13 protein-coding genes are annotated in these 13020 nt (G+C 66.2%); 11 read left to right on the top strand and 2 right to left on the bottom strand.

Features of this window, described 5'->3' with window-relative positions:
• From BW996_RS15900 to BW996_RS15860, 9 genes are all read left to right on the top strand, one after another.
• Positions 1-337 (top strand): ISAs1 family transposase (locus tag BW996_RS15900; protein ID WP_139330916.1); only part of this gene is annotated, 337 nt, incomplete at its 5' end.
• Positions 330-2111 carry a methyltransferase domain-containing protein gene (locus BW996_RS15895; RefSeq protein WP_245801921.1) on the top strand — a complete coding sequence of 594 codons (1782 nt, stop codon included), beginning with the start codon at positions 330-332 and terminating at the stop codon, positions 2109-2111. The genes BW996_RS15900 and BW996_RS15895, both read left to right, overlap by 8 nt.
• 318 nt (positions 2112-2429) lie before the next feature.
• Entirely contained in the window at positions 2430-3257 is an 828-nt protein-coding gene (locus BW996_RS15890; protein ID WP_241461942.1) for a class I SAM-dependent methyltransferase, read from the top strand.
• Positions 3258-3305: 48 nt separating this feature from the next.
• Positions 3306-4712, top strand: coding sequence for a hypothetical protein (locus BW996_RS15885; protein ID WP_037481063.1), 1407 nt, complete (start codon positions 3306-3308; stop codon positions 4710-4712).
• A gap of 154 nt (positions 4713-4866) precedes the next feature.
• Entirely contained in the window at positions 4867-5724 is an 858-nt protein-coding gene (gene motA, locus BW996_RS15880; protein WP_037481061.1) for a flagellar motor stator protein MotA, read from the top strand.
• Positions 5725-5772: 48 nt separating this feature from the next.
• Positions 5773-6720 (top strand): flagellar motor protein MotB, encoded by a 948-nt coding sequence (motB, locus tag BW996_RS15875; protein ID WP_037481059.1) that lies wholly within the window; start codon positions 5773-5775, stop codon positions 6718-6720.
• 37 nt (positions 6721-6757) lie between these two features.
• Positions 6758-7156: a chemotaxis response regulator CheY gene (cheY, locus tag BW996_RS15870; protein ID WP_037481055.1), complete on the top strand. Its 399-nt coding sequence runs from the start codon at positions 6758-6760 to the stop codon at positions 7154-7156.
• Between the two features lie 15 nt (positions 7157-7171).
• Complete coding sequence (locus BW996_RS15865) at positions 7172-7822, top strand: protein phosphatase CheZ (protein ID WP_037481054.1); 651 nt, start codon at positions 7172-7174, stop codon at positions 7820-7822.
• 114 nt (positions 7823-7936) lie between these two features.
• Entirely contained in the window at positions 7937-8194 is a 258-nt protein-coding gene (locus BW996_RS15860; RefSeq protein ID WP_037481053.1) for an acyl-CoA-binding protein, read from the top strand.
• On the opposite strand, the gene BW996_RS15855 is transcribed toward BW996_RS15860, so the two are convergent.
• Positions 8172-9302 (bottom strand): aminopeptidase, encoded by a 1131-nt coding sequence (locus BW996_RS15855; RefSeq protein ID WP_051631840.1) that lies wholly within the window; start codon positions 9300-9302, stop codon positions 8172-8174. The two genes, BW996_RS15860 and BW996_RS15855, sit on opposite strands and share 23 nt — an antisense overlap.
• Positions 9303-9307: 5 nt before the next feature.
• Positions 9308-11365, bottom strand: a complete 2058-nt coding sequence (locus BW996_RS15850; protein WP_037481052.1) for a molybdopterin-containing oxidoreductase family protein — start codon at positions 11363-11365, stop codon at positions 9308-9310.
• 68 nt (positions 11366-11433) lie between these two features.
• Between BW996_RS15850 and BW996_RS15845 the strand changes: the two genes are divergently transcribed.
• Positions 11434-12627 carry a M20 aminoacylase family protein gene (locus BW996_RS15845; protein ID WP_037481091.1) on the top strand — a complete coding sequence of 398 codons (1194 nt, stop codon included), beginning with the start codon at positions 11434-11436 and terminating at the stop codon, positions 12625-12627.
• An 86-nt stretch (positions 12628-12713) separates the two neighbouring features.
• On the top strand, positions 12714-13001 hold the full coding sequence (locus BW996_RS21420; RefSeq protein WP_139330914.1) for a hypothetical protein: 288 nt from the start codon (positions 12714-12716) through the stop codon (positions 12999-13001).
• Positions 13002-13020 lie beyond the last annotated feature (19 nt).

The following is a 13020-nucleotide window of genomic DNA, read 5'->3' as shown; positions in this document are numbered from 1 at the left end:
GGCCCAGCCGAGCTGGCGTTACTACATCAGCTCCGAGGTGCTCGACGCCCAGGCCTTCAACGCCACCATCCGGGCGCACTGGGCCATCGAGAACGACTGCCACTGGGTGCTGGACGTCAACTACCGCGAGGATGCCTGCCTGATCCGGCGCGACCACGGCCCGCACAACATGGCCACGCTGCGGCGCATCGCCCAGAACCAGATCAAGCTCGACGCCGGCAAGGGCAGCCAGAAGACCAAGCGCAAGCGCATGGGCTGGAGCGATGACTACCTCCAAGCGCTCTTCGGCTTGACTCCAGCCTCACTCAGCCCTGCACAAATTTCGAGCGATGGCTGATGCAATCGCCCTGACGATTGGTGATGGTGCCGTCATCGCAGCAAACTCCGTTGTAACGAAAAATATCGGCGCATATGAAATACACGGAGGGAATCCAGCGAAAATAATACGCAGTCGTTTCGAAGAAAAAACAGTACAGCAACTCAAGAAACTACAATGGTGGAATCTTCCGAAAGAAGAAATCTATCAGATCATCAACCAACTATGCTCTCAACCCAACGAAGCATCGATAAGTGAAATAAATTCATCAATTCAATCAGAAAGAATCATGCACCAAAATCGTGACGCAAATCATCCCCCAACAAGAATTAATATTTGCATCATCCAACCGCAAGGATACATTCACTCCTTAGGCCTACTCGACCCCGCAAGGTATTTCCGCCATCAACTCAGATCGGTGGGCGCGTCAGTCTCAATCACAAAAAATCGACTACACCATGATGCGATAAACATAATATTTGGCGCGCATCTTGGATTCGATCATACGTTAACACAAAGACATTCCTGCATCTTTGTCAATCTTGAGCAACTTGGCGCAGGAGGCTATCAAGCATCAAAAGACTACATTAGCCTACTAGGTAGATCTGCAGTTATTGATTACGACGTAGAAAATCCGCCCGCTTACACCTCTCATACGGAGGATGTCCCGCTCGCTCACTTTGTGAAGGCGCCCTACCTTTCACAAGAAAGCATAAGTACTCTACCATTAGAGGAACGCCCCATCGATCTTTTATTCTTCGGCTCCATGAACGAACGAAGAAAAAAAATAATTTCAGCCATCGAAGCTCAGGGCATTACGGTCAGTGTTTTTGACAAGCCGCTTTATGGGGAAGAACGGGACAGTTTCATTCGCCAAGCTAAGGCCGTTCTCAACTGTCACTTCTACGAATCAAGCCGCTTCGAGCAAGTCCGGGTTTCGCACTGCCTGAGCTTAGGCACTCCCGTCATTGCGGAAAGAGGGCCGAACACTCGCCCCGCAAGCTTCTACGAGGAAGCCGTCTCGTGGTTCACAGAAGAAAAACTCGAAGAGTTTTTTTCTTCCTGCTTCGGCACTCCAGATTGGTACGCTGCAGCCATTCAACAAATTTCATACTTTGAACAGCTTGATGCATCAGAAAACTTTTCAGAAATCCTCGAGTTTGCAACTGGATACCAAAAAGAAAACAAAAGGCACATAAACCAAAATACCTGGATTCCAAATAAAATCAATCTTGGCTCAGGAAAAGACTATAAACCAGGATGGCTGAATATCGACATCCTCGCAAGGACAGAACCAGACATTGTTCTTGACCTCAGCAAGAATCTCAACTTACCGACAATCATCTCAAGCAAGCACTGGGGGATGGTTAAGATCGACAGCTTTCAGTTTGACATCATTTATGCCAACAATGTCTTGGAGCATGTTCCCGATCTTGTCGGGCTCATGACACAATGCTTGCATCTGCTCAAAGAAGAAGGAACATTCGAAATCGAAGTTCCTTATGAGAAATCTCTGACAGCTTGGCAGGACCCAACCCACATCCGAGCACTCAACGAGAACTCATGGATCTACTACACTGAATGGTTCTGGTATTTAGGCTGGTTCGAACATCGATTCGAGATGCAAAGTTCCAGCTATCTCGATCAAAGACTTCAACCCTGCAATCGTGAACAGGCAGCCTTCATGAAGGTTTGCCTGAAGAAAATTAGAACGAGTCCACACGAACGCACTGTCGCAAGAACAATGCAAGCGAACTGGATCATCCCGGATGACGAACCACCAGCATCCACCTGAAATTCAAAAATTCGTCACACGATCTGGCATCAAAGACATCGAAAAAACACCGACAACAAGCATGGGCATGGTCGTGTGCGAGCCCCATGCCCACCTGTGATCGTTTGCCAGTCTCCCTCGGTGTCAGAACACCGTTTGCACGGACCCGAGCCTCGCGCCCGGGTCCGTTTTTCTTGGGCTCACGAGATCGGCATGGGCGAAAAAACCGCCCGATAGATCCGCCTCCATCGCGGAGCGGAGAGACGCCCCCCCTCCTAGTCTCCAAGGCTGCCGAGGATGGCGTCCGCCTCGTTCCCGGCCCGCCCGGAGTGCCTGCCCATGTCCGCCCTGCCCGATCTGTCCCGCCGCCAAAAACGCCGGCTCGCCCGCCATCCGGAGCACCCTGGCGGCGCCCATGAGGCGCGATCATCTGCGCGCACCCGCCGCACCCTGCCCTGGCCACTGCCCGCCCTGCTGGCCTGGTCCCTGGCCTGGAGCCTGTGGATCACCTCGACCTCGAGCGGCCTGCCGGCGGCGGCCGGCTTCGTGCTCGCCACGCTGTCGGCCGGACTGTTCGCGATCGGGGCACGCACCCGCTGGCGACTGCTGATGACGCTGGGCGGCTTTCCGCTGTCGCTGGCGCTCTCCGGCCTGGCCCAGGGCGTGGCCGCCGCGCTATGGCTGCTGCCGCTGGCGCTGCTGGCTGCGGCCTACCCGCTGCGCGCCTGGCGTGACGCACCGCTCTTTCCGACCGAGGCCGATGCGCTCGAGGGGCTGGAGACGCTGGTGCCGCTGCCGCCGATGGCGCGGGTGCTCGACGCCGGCTGCGGTCTGGGCCACGGCCTGCAGGCGCTGCAGAAGGTCTGGCCGGATGCCCGGCTGGAAGGCATCGAATGGAGCTGGCCGATCCGCCTGGCCGCCGGCCTGCGCTGCCCATGGGCCCGCATCCGTCAGGGCGACATGTGGTCCGCATCCTGGGCCGAGCATGATCTGGTCTACCTCTTCCAGCGCCCCGAGAGCATGAACCGCGCCGCCGAGAAGGCGCTGGCCGAGATGCGCCCGGGCAGCTGGCTGGTCAGCCTGGAGTTCGACGTTCCCGGCATGCGCCCGCACGCGCGCCTGCAGAACGAGGGCCACCGGCCGGTCTGGATCTACGCGATCCGCTGACCAGCCCGCCCGACATCGTCCAACCGCACGCTTCCGGACCCATCCCGCATGTTGATGCTCCTGACCGACGACACGCCGGTGCGCGCGCCCGCGCCCGTCTGCCCGCACCGCACGCCGATCGAGATGAGACAGGCCGAGCCGGCCGGTCGCCCGCCCAGGCCGCCCGACGGCCGCTGGCTTGCGGTGCTGCCGCCGGCCCGGCAGGTGCTGGCGGTCGGCGAGGAGGCCGCGCTGCTGGCGCCGTGGCACCGGCAGCAGCATGCCCAGGCCCGCTGGCAGGCCGTGCCGCTGCCGGTGGGCGGCGAAACGGTCGCGTCGGCCCTGCCGCCGGCCGGATCGGTCGACCTGCTGCTGCTGTCGCCGGGCTTCTTCGCGCTGACCGATGCCGACCGCTGGCTGGCGCGGCTGGGCGAATGCTGCGCGCCCGGTGCACGGCTGAGCCTGGCGCTGGACAACGGCTGCACGCTCGAGCGCATGGCGCGGCTGCTGGAGGCCGGCACGGCCGCCGCCGGCGATCCGCAGCAGGATCCAGCGCGCGCCCATGCGCCGGCCACCGTCTACAAGCTGCTGCTCGATGCCGGCTGGCTGCCGCACCTGGCCGCGCACGAGCCGATCGAGACCGCCGATCCGGCCTTCGCGCAGGGCGTGCGCCAGCTCGCCAGCCTGCTCGGTCTGGGCGAGGGCTGCGTCGACGAGGTGCACCGGATGCGCCGGCTGCATGTGCTGGCCCGGCGCGACGATGCGGGCCGGGCGGCCGCGGCGCGCCCGCCACGCGCAAGCGCGCCCTTTGCCGTCGTCGTGCCCACCACCGACGAGGCGCAGCTGCGCGCCAACGTGCTGGCCTCGCCAGGACTGCGCGAGGTCAACGCCCGCATCGCGGTATGCCGCGGCGCCACCAGCCCCGGCGACGCGATCGCGCAGGCCGAAGCCGCCTGCGATGCCGACTGGCTGCTGCTGTGCCACCAGGACGTCTACTTCCCACCCGGCTTCGGCCAGCGCCTCGCCGCCGAGCTCGACGCCATTCCCGCGCACGAGCGGTCACGCACGCTGCTGGGCTTCATCGGCGTCGGTGTCGATGCGCAGGGGCAGCGGCTGATGCGCGCCGGCCAGGTCATCGACCGGCTGATCCACATGGACCATCCCGGCTCGGGCGTGGCGCTGTCCTTCGACGAGGTCGCCATCGTCGTCTCACGCGACTCGATCCACCGCATCGCGCCGGAAATGGGCTGGCACCTGTGGGCCACCGACCTGTGCCTGACGGCGATCTCGCGGCACCTGGTCATGCCACGGCTGCTGTCGCTGCCGCTGTTCCACAACTCGCGCACCGGCTGGGGACTGCCCGAGGCCTTCGTCGATTCGGCCGATCGACTGATGGCCCGCCACCCGGCCTTCGCGCCGATCCACACGCTGTGCGCGACGCTGACGCCGGAATTCGTCGCCAGCCGGCGGGCATGACGCCGCTGATGGGCGGTGCGAGCCGCGCTTTTGCCGATCTCGCCCGGCTCAAGTGACCCGAATCCGCACCGATATGCAAATCATGCCTGCGATCCGCGCAACGCCCGAGGGCGCTGCGCCGGAACGCTGAGCCTCCACTGAGGAGTCAGGATCCATGTTCGTCATCGTCGGGTGGCTCGTCGCCATCGGTTGCATCTTCGGCGTGTACATCGTGCACGGCGGCAACATCCAGGTCATCCTGAAGGCGCTGCCCTTCGAGATGATCACCATCTTCGGCGGTGCGCTGGGCGCCTTCGTCGCGAACAACCAGCCCAAGGTGCTCAAGGCCACCGGCAAGGGCCTGGGCGCGTGCTTCAAGCCGTCCAAGCACTCGAAGGCCCGCGCGATGGAGCTGCTGGCCATGCTCTTCGAGATCCTGCAGAAGACCCGCAAGGAGGGCCTGATGTCGATCGAGAAGGACATCGAGGATCCGCACAGCTCGGCGCTGTTCCAGAAGTTTCCGGTGGTCGGCAACGACCACCATGTGACTGAATTTGTCTGCGACTACCTGCGCATGATGGTCTCGGGCAACCTCAACGCCCACGAGATCGAGTCGCTGATGGACACCGAGCTGGAAACGCATCACCACGAGGCCCACGCGGCCGCCGCGGCGATCGCCCGCCTGGCCGGCGCCCTGCCCGCCTTCGGCATCGTGGCGGCGGTGCTGGGCGTGGTCAACACCATGGGCTCGGTCGGCCAGCCGCCGGCGGTGCTGGGCGGCATGATCGGCTCGGCGCTGGTGGGCACCTTCCTGGGCATTCTGCTGGCCTACGGCTTCGCCGAACCGCTCGCCGGGCTGCTCGAGCAGAAGATCGACGAGGACGGCAAGGAGCTGCAGACCATCAAGACGGTGCTGCTGGCCTCGATGCAGGGCTACGCGCCGCAGATCGCCATCGAGTTCGGCCGCAAGGTGCTGTATTCGACCGAGCGCCCGACCTTCACCGAGCTCGAGCAGCACGTCAAGAAAAAGTGATGGCGATGCGGATCGCGATCCTCCTTCGCATGTTCACGGGAGCGGGCCATGGCCGGTGATTCCAAGAAACTGCAGCCGATCATCGTCAAGAAGGTCAAGAAGGGCGGCCACGGCGCCCACGGCGGTGCGTGGAAGATCGCCTACGCCGACTTCGTGACCGCGATGATGGCCTTCTTCCTGCTGATGTGGCTGCTCGGCTCCACCACCGAGGGCGACAAGAAGGGCCTGCAGGACTATTTCCAGTCGCCGCTGAAGATCTCGCTGCTGGGCGGCGGCTCGGGCGCGGGTGACGCCTCCTCGGTCGTCAAGGGCGGCGGCACGGACCTCACGCACACCCACGGCCAGGTCCGCAAGGGCGACATCGAGGCCGAGAAGAAGACCTTCAACCTGCAGGCGCTCAAGGCCACCCAGGCCCAGGCCGAGCAGGAACGGCTGCACGCGCTCAAGCAGCGCATGCAGAACGTCATCGACGCCTCGCCGCAGCTGCGCTCGCTGAAGTCGCAGGTGCGCCTGGACATGACCCGCGACGGCCTGCGCATCCAGATCGTCGACGACCAGAAGCGGCCGATGTTCGACAGCGGCTCCGACATGGTCAAGCCCTACATGCGCGATGTGCTGCAGGCCATCGGCAGCGTGCTCAGCGAGGTGCCCAACCGGCTGACGCTGGAAGGTCACACCGATGCCAAGCCCTTCTCCGCCGGCGTGGCGGGCTACAGCAACTGGGAGCTGTCGAGCGACCGCGCCAACGCGTCACGGCGAGAGCTGGTCGCCGGCGGACTGGACAACGACCGGATCCTGCGGGTGCAGGGTCTGGCCTCGAGCATTCCCTTCAACAAGCAGGATCCCCTCGACCCGGTGAACCGACGCATCAGCCTGATCGTGATGACACGCGATGCCGAGGAGCGCTTCTTCTCGTCGACCGATGCCGCGCAGCCTGCAGAGGAAGGCGCAGCGCCGGATTCCGCTTCCTCAAGTCCGGCCTCGGCCGGTCGATAAACCCCACGCGGCCACCCTCCCAGCACAAGGATCTGTCATGCCTTCCTACTCCGACCTCCGCTATCTTGTCGTCGATGACTTCTCCACGATGCGCCGCATCGTGCGCGGCCTGATCAAAGAGATGGGCGGCCAGTTCATCGAGGAAGCCGAGGATGGCGTCAACGCCCTGCAGGTGCTGCGCGCCAACAAGATCGACTTCGTCGTCAGCGACATCAACATGCCCAACATGGACGGCTTCGAGCTGCTCACGCAGATCAAGCAGGATCCGGCGCTGTGCCACATCCCGGTGCTGATGGTGACGGCCGAAGCGCGCAAGGAAGACATCGTGCGCGCCGCCCAGATCGGTGCCGCCGGCTACATCGTCAAGCCCTTCACCAAGGCGACCCTGGAAGAGAAGCTGTCGAAGATCATCCAGCGCATGACCGTGACGGCCTGAGCCCGGGAGCACGCCATGACACAGCATGTGCCCATGGTCGCCGCATCGCCCCAGGTGATCCAGCAGATCGGCGAACTGACCCGGATGCTGCACGACACCATCGAGCAGCTCGGCGTGGTCAACGTGGGCGTGATGCCGGAGCTGCAGGCCGCCACCAGCGCGCTGCCGGATGCCCGCAGCCGGCTCAACTACATCGCCAACAAGACCTCGGACGCCGCCAACCGGGTGCTGAACTCGGTCGATGACGCCAAGCTGGAGCATCAGCGCCTGATGAGCGAGTCGCGCGGCATCGCCGAGGTGATCGCCACCGATGCGCGCATCGACGCTGATCTGCGCGAGCGTGTCAGCCAGCACATCGACCGGCTGAACGGCTCGTGCGACCGCATCGACGAGCATCTGACCAATATCATGATGGCCCAGGACTTCCATGACCTGACCGGCCAGATCATCAAGAAGGTCGTGCGCGTCACCAACGAGCTCGAGGCCAACCTGGTCAAGCTGCTGATCGACCTGCATCCGGAGCATGTCGAGCAGGCGGTCGCCGAAGTGGCCGCCGCCCCCGCCAAGCCCAGCGAGCTCGAGGGCCCGGTGGTCGACGGCACCCGCACCGACGTGGTCTCCGACCAGAACGAGGTGGATGATCTGCTGGCCCGCATGGGCTTCTGAACACGCCGCCGCGACCGGTCGCCGAGGCGACAGGATCCTGCCGAGGCTGTGACGACCGGGCCCTACACTGGCCCGCCCGTCACGGCCTCAGCCTTTTTCTGGAGTTCCCTCGCCATGTCCGATCTGAATGCAACCTTCCTGCAGGCCGTCGCCGACTCGAAGCAGCTGCCCGAGCGGCCCGACAACATGACGCTGCTGAAGATCTACGCGCTCTACAAGCAGGCCACCGAAGGCGACGCCTCAGGCGATCGTCCCGGCATGACCGACTTCGTCGGCCGCGCCAAGTGGGACGCCTGGAAGACGCTGGCCGGCACCGCGACCGACGCGGCGCAGCAGCAGTACATCGACCTCATCGAGTCGCTGAAGGACTGAGCGCCGCGCCGGCCCGCGCCGTCAGCGCGGCCAGCGCCGCATCGCGCTCGGCCTTCGGGCGCGCGGCCAGCGCCTTCACCGCGGCGTGGAAGCGCGGCCAGTCGCGGCCCTCGCGCTCGAACAGCGCCTCGAAGGCCGGCACCTGCTGGTTGTAGGCCGCCAGCACCCCGAGCTTCGCGTTGCTGACGCTCTCGAACCAGGCGTCATAGGCCCGGTCTCCCCCCCACTCGCCGTCGCGCCAGCGGGCGTACTCGGCGCGCAGCGCGGCGAGCTGCTCGGCCTTCTGCCGTCGCTTGTCGTCGTCGGACGCTGCGCTGCGGTAGAGCGCATCGAGCCGCTCGCGCGCGGCCATCGTCATCGCGCGGAACTCGGCGCGGCGGCGGTCGGCCCGCTCGGTCTCAGCGATCAGGTCGGCACGGCCGCGCTGCTGCAGCCACTGGCGACTGCCCAGGCGCTCGACCGCGGTGGCGTAGGACTCGTTGAAGGTGGTGTCGTCGGCCGCGTAGGCGACCTGGTGCGCCAGCTCATGGAAGACCAGCCGCGCCAGCTCCACCTCGCCGTGGCGCAGGAAGGTGTTGAGCAGCGGATCGGCGAACCAGTCGCCCGGCAGCTTGCCCAGCGTCGAGTAGGCCGGCACGCCGTAGACGTTGACCTCCCAGCCCTGCGCCCGCAGCGCGGCGGCAAGCGTCTCGGCCTCGGTCTTGTCGAAATAACCCCGGTAGCCGACGCAGCCCAGCACCGGAAAGCACCAGGTCTTGAGCTTGAGCGACAGCTCCGGCGCCGCCACCACGTTCCACACCGCCGCCGGACGGCCGAGGTCGGCATAGCGGCGGTAGCTGGCGTTGTCGGGCAGCGCCAGCGCACGGCTGGCGTAGTCGCGGATCTCGCGGCCCAGCTCGAGCCGGCGGCGCAGATCGGGCGCCAGCGCCGGATCGGCCAGCACCGCGTCGACCGGCCGTGCTGCCGCCAGCATGCCGAGATGCCCGCGCACCGACTGCCAGAAATAGCCCGGCCGCCAGGCCGAGTCGACATCGTCGGCTGCGGTGGTCGCGCAGCCCGTCAGGATCAGGCCAGTGGCGGCCAGCGCCAGCGCGCGCAGCCTCGTCATGCGCCTCACGCCGCCGCCTCCACCTCGACCAGCACGTCGTAGAAGCACGGCGCCTGGCCGATGTCGGTGAGCTTCTGGTGCGTGACCTCGTTGACATTGGTGCCGCGCAACCCCAGCTTGCGCCACCAGATGCCCAGGCCGTTGACCACGCCGGGCCGCGCGCGGGTGCTCACGCGCGCGGCGCAGTGGTAGCTGCCGCGGTCGTTGAAGACGCGCACCAGGGCGCCGTCGTGCAGCCCGCGCGCGGCGGCGTCGTCCGGGTGGATCTCGACCACCGGCTCGGCCTCGATGTCGCGCAGGCTCTTGACGTTGACGAAGGTCGAGTTGAGGAAGTTGCGCGCCGGCGGCGAGATCATCGCCAGCGGATAGCGCGCCGCCAGCTCCGGCGCCGACGCGACCGATTCCCACGGCGGCACGAAGTCCGGCAGGCCCCAGCCAGGCACGTCGATGCGCACCCGCCCGTCCGCCGTCGGGAAGCCGCCGTCGGCGAAGGGCGCGTCCGGGATCGGCAGGCTGATCCAGCCCGGCGAGGCCTTCAGCGCCTCGAAGGTCACCGCGCCGCGCAGCGTCTGCGCGGCCAGCGTCTCGTCGCTGTCCTGGAAACACGGCTCGTCGAAGCCCATCGCCGCGGCCAGGCGGCGGAAGATCTCGGTGTTGGGCAGCGCCTGGCCGAGCGGCGCCATCGCCGGCTCGTTCAGCAGCACATCGGTGTGGCCGTAGCTGGTGTGCAGGTCGAGGTGCTCGAGCTGCGTGGTGGCCGGCAGCACCCAGTCGGCGTGGTCGGCGGTGTCGGTCAGGAAATGCTCCAGAACGACGGTGAACAGATCGTCTCGCGCAAAGCCCTGCACCACCTTGGCCGACTCCGGCGCCACCGCCACCGGGTTGCTGTTGTAGACGATCACCGCCTCGACCTTCGGTCCGAAGTCGGGCGAGGCCTCGCGCAGCAGGTCGTCGCCGAGGGTGCTCATGTTGAGCGTGCGCGGGCGGCGGCCGGCGAGCAGGTCCGGGCGCTGGCGCGCCGCGTCGTCGCGCACCGAGGCGAACCAGCCCGAGCTCGACAGCAGCAGGCCGCCGGCGCGGTGGCGCCACGCCCCCGTCAGGCAGGGCAGCAGCGCGATCAGCCGCACCGCGTTGCCACCGCCGCGCACGCGCTGCATGCCGTAGTTCAGCCGGATCGCTGCCTGCGGCGTCGTGCCCAGATCGCGCGCCAGCGCGCGGATCGCGTCGGCGTCCAGGCCGCAGACCTCGGCGGCACGCTCGGGCGTCCAGGCCTTGACCCGCTCGCGCAGGGCCGCCCAGCCGGCCGCGTCCACATGGGCGGCGATGTAGTCGTGGTCGAGCCAGTCGTTCGCCACCAGCTCGTGCATCAGCGCCAGCGCCAGCGCGCCGTCGGTGCCGGGCCGCAGCTGCAGGTGCGCGTGGCACTTGTCGGCCGTCTCGGTGCGACGCGGGTCGATGCAGACCAGCTTCGCGCCCGCCCGCTTGGCCTGCTGCGCGAAGGTCCAGAAATGCAGGTTCGACGCGATCGAATGGCTGCCCCAGATGACGATCAGCCGGCTCTCGGCGAAATGGCGCACCAGCATGCCGACCTTGCCGCCATAGGTCGCCGCCAGCGCGTCGCCGCCGGCCGAGGCGCAGATGGTGCGATCGAGCTGCGAGGCACCCAGGCGGTTGAAGAAGCGCGCGGACATGCTCTCGCCCTGCAGCAGGCCCATCGTGCCGGCGTAGCTGTAGGGCAGGATCGCCTCGGGGTCGCGCGCGGCGAGGGCCTTCAGCCGGCCGGCGATGTCGGCCAGCGCCTCGTCCCAGGTGGCCGGCTCGAACTGGCCGGCGCCCTTGGGGCCGACGCGGCGCAGCGGCGTCAGCACACGCTCCGGGTGGTAGGTGCGCTCGGCATAGCGCGAGACCTTGGTGCAGAGCGCGCCGTGGGTGGTCACATGCTCGGCGCGGCCCTGGATGCGCACGACCCGCCCGGAGGCATCGTCCACGCTGACCTGCATCGCGCAGGTGTCGGGGCAGTCGTGGGGGCAGGCGGCGCGGACGGTGCGGGTGGGGATGCTCATGAGTCGGGATGATTCCAGAAAACGCAGGCGCTAAGATGGCCCGACCCGAAGCCGCCATCCCGCTCGCCATGAACGCCCCCGATCTCGCCCCCATCGTCGCGATCCGACGCGACATCCACGCCCACCCGGAACTCTGCTTCGAGGAGGTGCGCACCGCCGACGTCATCGCGCGCACGCTGGAGGGCTGGGGCATCGAGGTGCACCGCGGGCTCGGGCGCACCGGCGTGGTCGGCACGCTGCGCGGCACCGCGCCGGGCGGCGCCCGCCGCGCCATCGGCCTGCGCGCCGACATGGACGCGCTGCCGATGACCGAGCACAACACCTTCGCGCACGCCAGCCGCATCCCGGGCCGCATGCACGCCTGCGGCCACGACGGCCATGTGGCGATGCTGCTGGCCGCGGCCCAGGACCTGGCCGCCCGCCGCGAGCGCTTTGCCGGCACGGTGCACTTCGTCTTCCAGCCGGCGGAGGAAGGCGGCGGCGGCGCGCGCGAGATGATGAAGGACGGCCTGTTCGAGCGCTTCCCCATGGACGCGATCTTCGGCATGCACAACTGGCCCGGCCTGGCCGAGGGCCGCTTCGCGATCTGCAGCGGCCCGATCATGGCCTCGAGCAACGAGTTCCTGATCCGCATCACCGGCAAGGGCTCGCACGCGGCGCTGCCGCACAACGGCATCGACCCGGTGCCGGTGGCCTGCCAGATGGTGCAGGCCTTCCAGACCATCGTCACCCGCAACAAGAAGCCGATCGACGCGGCCGTCATCTCGGTGACGATGATCCACGCCGGCGAGGCCACCAACGTCGTGCCGGATTCGTGCGAGATCCAGGGCACGGTGCGCACCTTCACGCTCGACGTGCTCGACCTGATCGAGCGGCGCATGGAGGAGATCGCACGCCACACCGCGGCCGCCTTCGGCGCCAGCGTGGTGTTCGAGTTCCAGCGCAACTACCCGCCCACCATCAACCACCGCGCCGAGGCCGAGTTCGCCCGCGAGGTGATGCGCGAGGTCGCCGGCGCCGACCAAGTCATCGAGTTCGAGCCGACGATGGGCGCGGAGGACTTCAGCTTCTTCCTGCAGGCCCATCCCGGCGCCTATTTCATGATCGGCAACGGCGACGGCACCCACCGCGAGCACGGCCACGGCCTGGGCCCGTGCAACCTGCACAACCCGACCTACGACTTCAACGACCGGCTGATCCCGAAGGGCGCCGCCTTCTGGGTGCGGCTGGCCGAGCGCTGGCTGGCGCAGCCGGCGGGCTGATCCGCACAACGCGGATCGAGCAGAAAAGACACCGACCTCAAAATCACCCGGCTCTGCCGCCGCAACAGCAACGGAAATCCTGAAACATGTCGCATGAAGGCATCGAGATTGTTTTCTGTACACCCGCCGGGCCTGTGTGCCTCGTGTTCGGGGCGGTCGGTGATCCGGTTGATTTCAGTGGTTCGCCTGCCGCGATTTTCCTGATGAAGGACAAGATGCTGGAGATGGTCTCGGGCGATGGCCATTCGGTCACGGAGCGCACGGTGCAGCCCGGAGACCTGCTTCAATGCGAGGACAGCGTGAACGGGTTCTTCCTGATCTCATCCAACATGGACCTGGTCAGCCGTGTCGTGAATGACGCACCTGTGCCCTGACCCAAAGAAGCGACCAACA

It is taken from the genome of Sphaerotilus natans, from assembly GCF_900156335.1.
GTDB lineage: Bacteria > Pseudomonadota > Gammaproteobacteria > Burkholderiales > Burkholderiaceae_C > Sphaerotilus > Sphaerotilus natans.
Note: the sequence above shows the minus strand (reverse complement) of the source record. Positions and strands in the feature narration are given on the sequence as shown.

Excerpts from the sequence above, each read along its gene's own strand:
- motB (WP_037481059.1), top strand. The coding sequence starts at position 5,773 with ATGGCCGGTGATTCCAAGAAACTGCAGCCGATCATCGTCAAGAAGGTC.
- BW996_RS15890 (WP_241461942.1), top strand. The coding sequence starts at position 2,430 with ATGTCCGCCCTGCCCGATCTGTCCCGCCGCCAAAAACGCCGGCTCGCC.
- BW996_RS15855 (WP_051631840.1), bottom strand. The coding sequence starts at position 9,302 with ATGACGAGGCTGCGCGCGCTGGCGCTGGCCGCCACTGGCCTGATCCTG.
- BW996_RS15865 (WP_037481054.1), top strand. The coding sequence starts at position 7,172 with ATGACACAGCATGTGCCCATGGTCGCCGCATCGCCCCAGGTGATCCAG.
- cheY (WP_037481055.1), top strand. The coding sequence starts at position 6,758 with ATGCCTTCCTACTCCGACCTCCGCTATCTTGTCGTCGATGACTTCTCC.
- BW996_RS21420 (WP_139330914.1), top strand. The coding sequence starts at position 12,714 with ATGTCGCATGAAGGCATCGAGATTGTTTTCTGTACACCCGCCGGGCCT.
- BW996_RS15860 (WP_037481053.1), top strand. The coding sequence starts at position 7,937 with ATGTCCGATCTGAATGCAACCTTCCTGCAGGCCGTCGCCGACTCGAAG.
- BW996_RS15845 (WP_037481091.1), top strand. The coding sequence starts at position 11,434 with ATGAACGCCCCCGATCTCGCCCCCATCGTCGCGATCCGACGCGACATC.
- BW996_RS15850 (WP_037481052.1), bottom strand. The coding sequence starts at position 11,365 with ATGAGCATCCCCACCCGCACCGTCCGCGCCGCCTGCCCCCACGACTGC.
- BW996_RS15895 (WP_245801921.1), top strand. The coding sequence starts at position 330 with ATGGCTGATGCAATCGCCCTGACGATTGGTGATGGTGCCGTCATCGCA.
- motA (WP_037481061.1), top strand. The coding sequence starts at position 4,867 with ATGTTCGTCATCGTCGGGTGGCTCGTCGCCATCGGTTGCATCTTCGGC.
- BW996_RS15885 (WP_037481063.1), top strand. The coding sequence starts at position 3,306 with ATGTTGATGCTCCTGACCGACGACACGCCGGTGCGCGCGCCCGCGCCC.